This window comes from Bradyrhizobium sp. AC87j1 (assembly GCF_002936975.1).
Classification (GTDB): Bacteria; Pseudomonadota; Alphaproteobacteria; order Rhizobiales; family Xanthobacteraceae; genus Bradyrhizobium; species Bradyrhizobium shewense.
Genome location: NZ_PTFE01000068.1, coordinates 37,984 through 46,435 on the forward strand (window position 1 = coordinate 37,984; position 8,452 = coordinate 46,435).

Annotated in this window: 5 protein-coding genes; 2 read left to right on the forward strand and 3 right to left on the reverse strand. The window is 58.5% G+C overall.

What is annotated here, in order from left to right; translation table 11 throughout:
* Nucleotides 1-2: 2 nt before the first annotated feature.
* A complete protein-coding gene (locus CV770_RS28410; protein WP_104464740.1) occupies nt 3-4,064 on the reverse strand; it encodes a helix-turn-helix domain-containing protein in 4,062 nt (1,353 codons plus the stop codon).
* A gap of 146 nt (nt 4,065-4,210) precedes the next feature.
* Between CV770_RS28410 and CV770_RS28415 the strand changes: the two genes are divergently transcribed.
* Entirely contained in the window at nt 4,211-5,356 is a 1,146-nt protein-coding gene (locus tag CV770_RS28415; protein WP_104464734.1) for a Fic family protein, read from the forward strand.
* A gap of 367 nt (nt 5,357-5,723) precedes the next feature.
* Nucleotides 5,724-7,124, forward strand: a complete 1,401-nt coding sequence (locus tag CV770_RS28420) for a DUF2130 domain-containing protein (protein WP_104464735.1) — start codon at nt 5,724-5,726, stop codon at nt 7,122-7,124.
* A gap of 26 nt (nt 7,125-7,150) precedes the next feature.
* Here CV770_RS28420 and CV770_RS28425 read toward each other — a convergent pair whose 3' ends face one another.
* Entirely contained in the window at nt 7,151-7,366 is a 216-nt protein-coding gene (locus tag CV770_RS28425) for a KTSC domain-containing protein (protein WP_104464736.1), read from the reverse strand.
* A 19-nt stretch (nt 7,367-7,385) separates the two neighbouring features.
* On the reverse strand, nt 7,386-8,452 hold a 1,067-nt coding region (locus tag CV770_RS28430; protein WP_148667127.1), incomplete at its 5' end, for an ATP-dependent nuclease.

The window sequence follows — 8,452 nt, forward strand, 5'->3', positions numbered from 1 at the left end:
CGCTAATGCCAATCTAAGCGTTCCGCATCCTCATCGTGAGCCTTCGCCTCACGCTCATAGTCTTTCGCAAGGTTTTCCAGGATTCCTGAGGTGCGGTGCCAGTCGAAAGCAGTGGCTTTGGACCACTCCCGATACTTCTTGGCCAAATCGCGCTCTTGCTCACCACCGGCGCCGTACGCCCGCGTCGTCACTCCACGGCGGTTGAGCTTGCCGATCATGACCCCGGTTTCGAGATCGCGGCTGCGGACCGCCTCGATGACCTCCCGAACCTGCACGGCGGGCCAGATGCCGTCTGCATCGACCTTGGAAGCCGAGAGCAACTCGCCGATTTTCTGGTCGGCGACGTTACCGCGGCCCTTTTCGTGAGCGAGCTTGCGTGCTTCCACGATCCAAGCCTCCAACTCGGCGCCGTCGATCGTTCCGTCGCCGCGCGTGCCTGGGATAACATCCCACAGTCGCAGCAACCTATACGCCTGGTTCGCAACGTTCCGGGCCTGGTCCTCATTCTCAACGGGTGGATCAGTCACGCCGCTGTCTGGGCTGGGCTTATAGACCGCACAAAGCATCTCAACGAAGAGCCCGGGCTTTGAGGTGAGTTCCTTTATGATCGCTGTCGCCTTACGTTCTGAATGTTCGAAAAGCGGCAGGTACTGCCATTCAAGCTGGGCGAGCGTAACGGTCGGGAAGTCTTCCGCAGTATCAAGCTGGCTGAAAATCTCCTGCGCATAGTGCTGGAACATCGTGCGCTCGTTCATCTCCAGCTCACCTTGAACCGGTTGGCGCACAGCCTCGAGCAAGGCTCTGGAGAGTAGATCGGGGGCGAACTTCTTGCCCCCATGTAGGTACATACCGATCAGGTTGATGCTCGCTCGGGCGCGTCCCGCCTTGATCAGCTGCTCCACGGCATACGCTGGTTCAAAATCCGGCTCGCGGGGCCACTGGAGGTGCGTACGCTTCCAGTAGGCATTCTCTGTGTTATCACCAACGTGCCGGGCCAGCTCCCAGACCCATCCAGACCAGGGAAGCGCCAGCAGGATAGTCAATAGCGCCTTCTCGCCCCAGGCGTCGCGCAGTGCCTCATCAAACAGCTTTTCAGCCCATTCACGGCCTGCGCTGCCGTGCCAGGTCGCGACAAGGCCGCGGGCAAACAGATGATGCTTGTCATCCTCACTCTTGAGCGCCCGCACAAGGAGCTGTTTGCGAATGTCTTCGGAGAGAGTGGACTCGGCGACCGATCGCCCCAAATAGCCGGGTTCACGGACAGCGTCGATGAGCTCGAATAGCTTTTCAGGGCCATGATCCCGCAGGAATGCTTCCGCAGCGGAAGCGCGCTCCGACTGCAGTAAGTCTTCGTCCCCGTCCCAATCGCCTGTGGGGTTGGGTAAGGAGACCGATGTCTCAAAGAGCCATGCGATGCTTTCAATTGGATCCTGGGGAGCCAAAGTGTCGTAGATGCGTTGGAGAAGGGCGATGTCCTCAGCAGGCAGCGCCCAATCGGCGTCGCTATAGCTGCGGTGATGGTGCAACACGTTTCTGAGCTTGGCCCGAAGCTGCTCCCGGTCCTGTCTGATGAGTTTACCTTGAGCGACCAGCTCCAGCTGGCCCGCGGCCTTCTCGCGCCTGTCGCCAAGATCACTCCAGCGGTCCAACAAGGTGATCCAACGATCTGTGTCGCTGCCAACGTCTTCCAGGAGGCGATCGAGTAACGCTACAGCGCCTTTGCCGATCAACTGATAGGTGACGACTTCTTTTTTGTCCGTGGAAAAGTCTCGCCAGCGCGTGGAGGGAGTAGGCGAGAAGGAATCATGGCCAGAGGGCAAGATTCCGAGCATCAGCTTCCACGCAGGCTTCGGGTACCTCTTCCTAACCCGGTCCAGAACTTTGAGACGCTGGCCATATGTAGCGTTGGTCTGCGGGCTCCAGAGCAGAAATGCGGTGCGGAGGCTGGCAGCCGGTCGGTTCAGATAGCGGCCGCCGCGGTCAAGCTCGTCGAGACGGGCGAGCACAAGAGAAACGTGGGGCAGGAGCTGCGGTGACCAAGCGAGTGATTCCAGCGCCCAGAGAAGGTCGGAGAGATGTTCGCTACTGCCGAAGATCGGGTTTTCATCGGGCTTGAACAGCGCCGCGATCGCCGGATCTTCGTTATCGAGACTGTCGTCTACCGCCGACAGGAATTCATCGGGGGAGGCTTCGGCAAGCAGCTGGAAATCCCGCGACAGCGACCACCAGCGTTGGCTGTCAGCACCGCGAAGCACTTTCCGGACGACCATGTCGGGGTATTGCGTGGCATTAGGCACCATTGCCGCCTTGTCGCCGAACAGCGCAAGAAGGATCAGTGTCTCGCCGAGACCATGACGCAAGTAGGCTGAGTATTCCGGCTCTATGCCCAGTATCGACGCATTCCAGCGCTCTTCCGGGCTTAAGGTGTACCGGGGATCAGCAGCGCTCAACACATCGATCACGGCGGCGCGGTACCGCTCGATATCCGCAACCGTAAAATGGGGCGCGATAAGCAGCCACGCATCTCGAGGGGACGCCACCTTCCAGACCGGGCCGACTTTACGAAGCGGGCTATCGAACTCCCCAACATAGGGCGCGATGCTGGCGACGAAGGCCTCATACGGCATATCAGACAGCCGCGATAGGATTGCCTTGTCGGCTTCCTTGCCGTCATCCCACATGCCGGCCAGCAGCGCGGCCAGTAACGATCTTGAAATCGTGCCCTGCGCCCAATGCGGCAGCCGGCTCGCAACCCCGGGCATCAACCGGCGCAGAATGGCCAGGCTGCGTGCGGAATCCCGCGCAAAGGCCTTTGCCTTCTCCTCCGGAAGGCCGCTGTCGATCAGGGCTGCTTCGATTCCTTCACGAGACGGGCGGCTCAGCTTCCGCATTTGGCCGAGTGAGCCCGGGTTCTGGCCGAACGCGGCAAGGACGTGATGGCCTTTTGCTGCGATGGCCTCGGCGACCCCTGCTTCCGGTTCAAGGATGACGATGATCAGTGGCGTGCGGCTGCCGGCAAGCTCCCTCGCCGCCTCCGAATTGGAGGCGACAACGCAGCGTGCGAAATAATGCTCGGCGACGTCGGGCGGTAACTGGTTGATCGTGGCGTAGGCGAACGCTGCCACTTCCTCAGAGCTTTCGCCCTGGAAGGCGATCGCCGCATGGCCATCCCTCAACCATTGGAGCAAGGCTGCACTGTCCTCGCTGCGATCACTGAGGACCAGGTCGGGAGGAAGCGGCCACTGAGTGGCTAGCGACCATTCCTCCCACACCTCTTCCAACTGGCGCACGCCAGCCGGACGCTTTCCGAGTGCCGTCGCCAGCCACTGGCCCACTGCCGGGTATTGCTCGATCCAGTGGACCAGGTCGGTGCCGTCGTAGGCTCTGACATCTTTCCAGACGCCTTCAGCGCGCTTTTGCTGAGCCCACTCCTCTTTCTTGGGCCAAGGGCGCGGCGTGACGAACGCGAATGTGGTCTCGCTCTGCGGAAGACCCATTGGGTCTTTGCTTCGCTTGATGTAATCCCCGTCTGCCTTGCCGGCGATTCCTTCGCGCTGCGTACCAATCTCCCATCCCGCTGATCCGGCCGGAACGTATTCAGACGCGGTGGCCGCCTGCGTTGTGCCGTCCCAACCCGCGAACTGGACGCCCTCATCGGACGGGAAATGCAACGAGGCGCCGCCGCTGGCCCGGACCAGCTTGGCGATCAGGGTTGGCATCGAGGCTTGTCCGTGACGGCGCTCCGCCCATTGGGCGAGGTCGGTGCCGTTCACATATCGAATGGGCGCCCCACTCTTGGTAAGATCAGCGAGCTTCGGAAGGGCGGGTCCGCGCACGGCACCACCCGTCGGGAACGAGATGCCGGCGCGCTCAAAGGCTGCCCGCATGGCCTGGGCGTTCTGCGGCACTGGCGTTCGGCGGCCCCGCTCGAAGTCAGCGACGGTCGAGGTGGCAATGTTGGCGTGGGTGGCCAGGTCCTGTTGCGACCATGCCAAAAGAGCCCTGGCGGCCCGAGCTTGGGCGGCGCTGAGATCGGTCGAAGCGGTGGAACTTGGCTTTTTCATGTCATACTTTTTATATGACATCGCTTCTTAAAACGCAAGACTTTGATCGTGAAGAGAAAAATGCCCCTAATCCGATCATGAAGTGATTGGAATGGCTTGAAGATGAAGAGATTAGCCCCATACTCGGGTCAAGAGGAGCGGGGGTTATGGTTTATATTCACGAAAGGGCGGAGTGGCCAGAGTTCGAGTGGAACTCCGAAAAGCTAGCTGAAGCCCTTGTCCAGGTCCGCCACCAGCAGGGGCGGCTTTTAGGACGGATGGAAAGCCTGGGCTTCCAGCTGAAGGCGGAAGCCTCGCTCCAGTCGCTGACTGAGGAGATCGTCAAGTCCAGTGAGATCGAAGGTGAAATCCTGGACCGTGACCAGGTGCGTTCGTCGATCGCCCAGCGGCTTGGGATTGAAATCGGCGCCTTGACGCCTGCCGAAAGAAACGTGGAGGGCGTGGTTGAGCTCATGCTCGACGCCACCCAGAAATACGACCAAGCCTTGACGACGGATCGGCTCTTTGGCTGGCACGCGGCTCTTTTCCCAACGGGACGCAGCGGCATGCAGAAGATCACTGTCGGCGGTTGGCGCACCGAGGAGGCTGGCCCTATGCAGGTGATATCGGGGGCCTTCGGGCGGGAAAAGGTTCACTTCGAAGCGCCCGCCGCGAAGCGGCTCTCGACTGAGATGAAGGCATTTCTGGATTGGTTCAACGCCGACCGGGAACAGGACCCCGTCATCAAAGCCGCGCTCGCGCATCTGTGGTTTGTGACCATCCATCCTTTCGAGGATGGCAATGGCCGTATCGCGCGCGCGATTGCTGACCTGGCGCTCGCGCGGTCCGAGCACAGCCCGCAGCGATTTTACAGCATGTCCGCGCAAATTCGGAAAGAGCGCAAAGCCTACTACGACATCCTTGAGCGCACGCAACGCGGTACGCTCGACATCACCCATTGGCTCGACTGGTTTCTCGGTTGTCTCGGGCGCGCCTTCGACGGCGCTGACGCGATCATCGGCAACGTTCTGCAGAAGGCGGCATTCTGGGAAAAGCATGGCGCGAGTGATCTCAACGATCGCCAGAGACTTATGTTGAATCGCTTGCTCGAAGGCTTCGAGGGAAAGCTGACTTCATCGAAGTGGGAAAAGATCGCCAAGACCTCGCAGCCGACTGCAACGCGCGACATCAATGACTTGATCAAACGCGGCATTCTGCAGAAGGATGCTGCTGGCGGCCGCAGCACCAGCTATTCGCTTGTCGTCTCGGGAAGGGAGCTCGAAGCTGATAACTCCCAGCGCGGTGAATCGTAAAATCGCATTTGCTGATTTGCGATGAGCTTTGGCGAGCAAGCCGCCCTTCGTCTCCGGCAGGACGGATCCGCCGCAGGGAATCGATATTTGCCGCTTCCTCTACCGAAAAAAATCCCAATACAATCAAAGCCTAAGGGGATACCCAGGGCAGCCGTTTTGCCGCTTTGTTTGCCGGTTGGATCGGCAAGCCCAGCCTGCCGAAAAAAGAAAACCAGTGGATTTCCGGCTGAAATGCCTGGAATTCCGGCGCTTTGCTTGACCGTCACAACCCGCGTGTTCTAATTTTGTTCTCAATTTGGCAGGATCGATTCTGTCGCCCCTTAGCCTCAATTGAATGACAACAGCAGCGCCCAACTCGGCCAGGACAATGCACGAGATCATCTGCCCCCACTGTACCAAGGCCTTCAAGGTCGATGAGTCCGGCTTTGCCGAGATCCTGAAGCAGGTTCGTGACGCCGATTTCGCACAGCAGCTGCACGAACGGTTGGAGCTGGCCGAGCGTGACAAGCAGAGCGCCGTTGAATTGGCCAAGGCCCAGGTCAGCAGCGATCTGCAGAAGACCGCTGCCGCCAAGGATGCTGAGATCCAGGAGCTGAAGTCCAAACTTGAGGGGAGTGGCGTCGCCCAGAAGCTGGCAGTCAACGAAGCACTCAGCGCCATCGAGAAGGAGCGGGACAGGCTTGCGAACGCGCTGGCCGAGTCCGAGCGCGAAAAGAGGGCCGCCTCAGAGCTTGCTGAGGCGCTTTTGGCCAGCGAGCAGCACAAGATCACGGCTGCCAAGGAAAAGGAAATTCAGGAGCTGAAGGCTAAGCTTCAGGCCGTCGAGCTTGAGAAGAAACTAGCCGTCACTGAAGCGGTCGGCGCGATCGAAAAAGAGCGCGATGAGCTGAAGAACGGTATCAAGCAGGTCCAGCTTGAAAAGCAGCTCTCCGAACAGTCGCTCAAGGAGAAGTACGAAACCCAGATCAAGGATCGCGATGACGCGATCGAGCGTCTCAAGGACATGAAAGCCCGTCTCTCGACCAAGATGGTCGGTGAGACCCTCGAACAGCACTGTGAGACCGAATTCAACCGGGTCCGCTCGATGGCCTTTCCGCGGGCGTATTTCGAGAAAGACAACGACGCGCGGACCGGCAGCAAGGGCGATTATATCTTCCGCGACGCGGACGAAGCTGGCACCGAGCTTATCTCGATCATGTTCGAGATGAAGAACGAGAGCGACAAAACCGCGACGAAGAGCAAGAACGAGGATTTTCTCAAGGAGCTTGACCGCGATCGTACCGAGAAGGGTTGCGAGTACGCGATCCTGGTCTCATTGCTTGAGCCGGATAATGAACTCTACAACACCGGCATCGTCGACGTCTTTCACCGTTATCCCAAGATGTACGTCATCCGGCCGCAGTTTTTCCTGCCGATGATCACGCTGCTGCGGAACGCTTCCCTCAACTCGCTGAAGTTCAAAACCGAGCTGGCACTCGTGAAGGCGCAGAATATCGACATCACCCAGTTCGAAAGCCAGTTGGAGACGTTCAAGACCGCGTTCTCAAAGAACTACGACCTCGCCTCTCGAAACTTCCAGACGGCGATCGCCGAAATCGACAAGTCCATCGACCATCTGCAGAAGACCAAGGATGCGTTGATGGGTACGGATCGCAACCTGCGCCTTGCAAACGACAAGGCGCAGGATGTGACGATCAAGAAGCTGACGCGGGGTAATCCGACTATGGCGACGAAATTCGCAGAGCTGAAAAGTGAAGCAGCTGAGTGAACGGGCCGTTCTATAACGGCGGAGGTTTATCTTACCCGCCTGAATTGGTAGCCGGCCTCCTTGATGTATTTGTTCAGGTAACTCCCTACTGAAGGTGCCGCCCGAAGGCCCTCGAAGAGGGCTTTCGGTACAGCCAGATAATGATATTCACTGCCATTGCGGAACTGCACGCCTAGAACCTTCTCGGCATCGTCGTAGCCAACGGTGCTGATTGTGCTGGATCTAACTTTTTCGAATTCCATTCTGTCTCCTGTAACTTTCTCACGCCAATGCGAGGATTGCTGCACACAGCCGGTCGAGAGTCGGAATTTTGGTTCCTTTTCCTCTCAAGATCGTAAGATGGTCGCCGATGTGGATCGTGTTTTTGACAAAGCTGCCGGACGGGTTGCCAAGGCCTTTAGTTGCAGCGGAATAAGAAGAGTCCCAGAACGTCGATCCCACCTCTTGTTTGAGGATCGAGCCCAGGTTCTCCGGCCACATCGCATATGTGTCGGTCCAGACCGGGCTATCAGGAAAAGGCGTCGCCACGTCCCCCTCCAATAGCTTCAGTATCTTTTCGTTATCGAGTTTGTGGAGGTTACGCCGGCCCGCGTCCTGGACGTTTCCATCGGCGTCAAATACCACAAAGGTGGGGATGCTGAGTTCCTTTGCGATGATCAAAGGTTCGATGAGAGAGCTTTTTCCGTTAACGGCGACGATGTTGCATCCTGACTTGCGATAATCGTCCCAAAGGTTCGAATACGTCATCCAAGCGGTGATATAGGCCGTGTCTTCCAGACCCTCGACCAACACGAGCTTCTGGGTAAAGAACATCTCATTGATATGCGGCTGCAACGCCTGATGGAGCTGGGCGCGCTCAGCTTCAATCGGAGCGACCTTGTCTCCAGAGACGTCGGACAGCTTCTGAGCAACTCGTTCGCAAGTGGTCCACCGGATGTTAGACCTCTTCTCCGCGTCATCTCTTCGAACTAGTCGCACGTGCTCAAAATGTCGTCCTGAAACAAAGTGGGGGCTATGGGTCGATACCAGGATCTGCGAGTTTCCCTGGCCAAGCTTTTTAAAGACTGCGGCCAGGTGGCGCGCTTGTGGCGGATGCTGATAAAGTTCAGGCTCCTCGCATCCAAGGATCAGCCTGGGCTGCGCAGTCTCGGTGGTGTTGGCGAGTTCTTGGAGCAGTGCCAGCAAATACGAACGTTGAAGCTGACCTGCCACCGAGTATTTCCTCCAGAAGGAGTTAGAGTCCGCCCCGAAGAAGGACGGACAGATGAAGCGAGCACGGTTCACGGAAGAGCAGATTATTGCGGTGCTGAAGGAGCATGAGGCCGGGG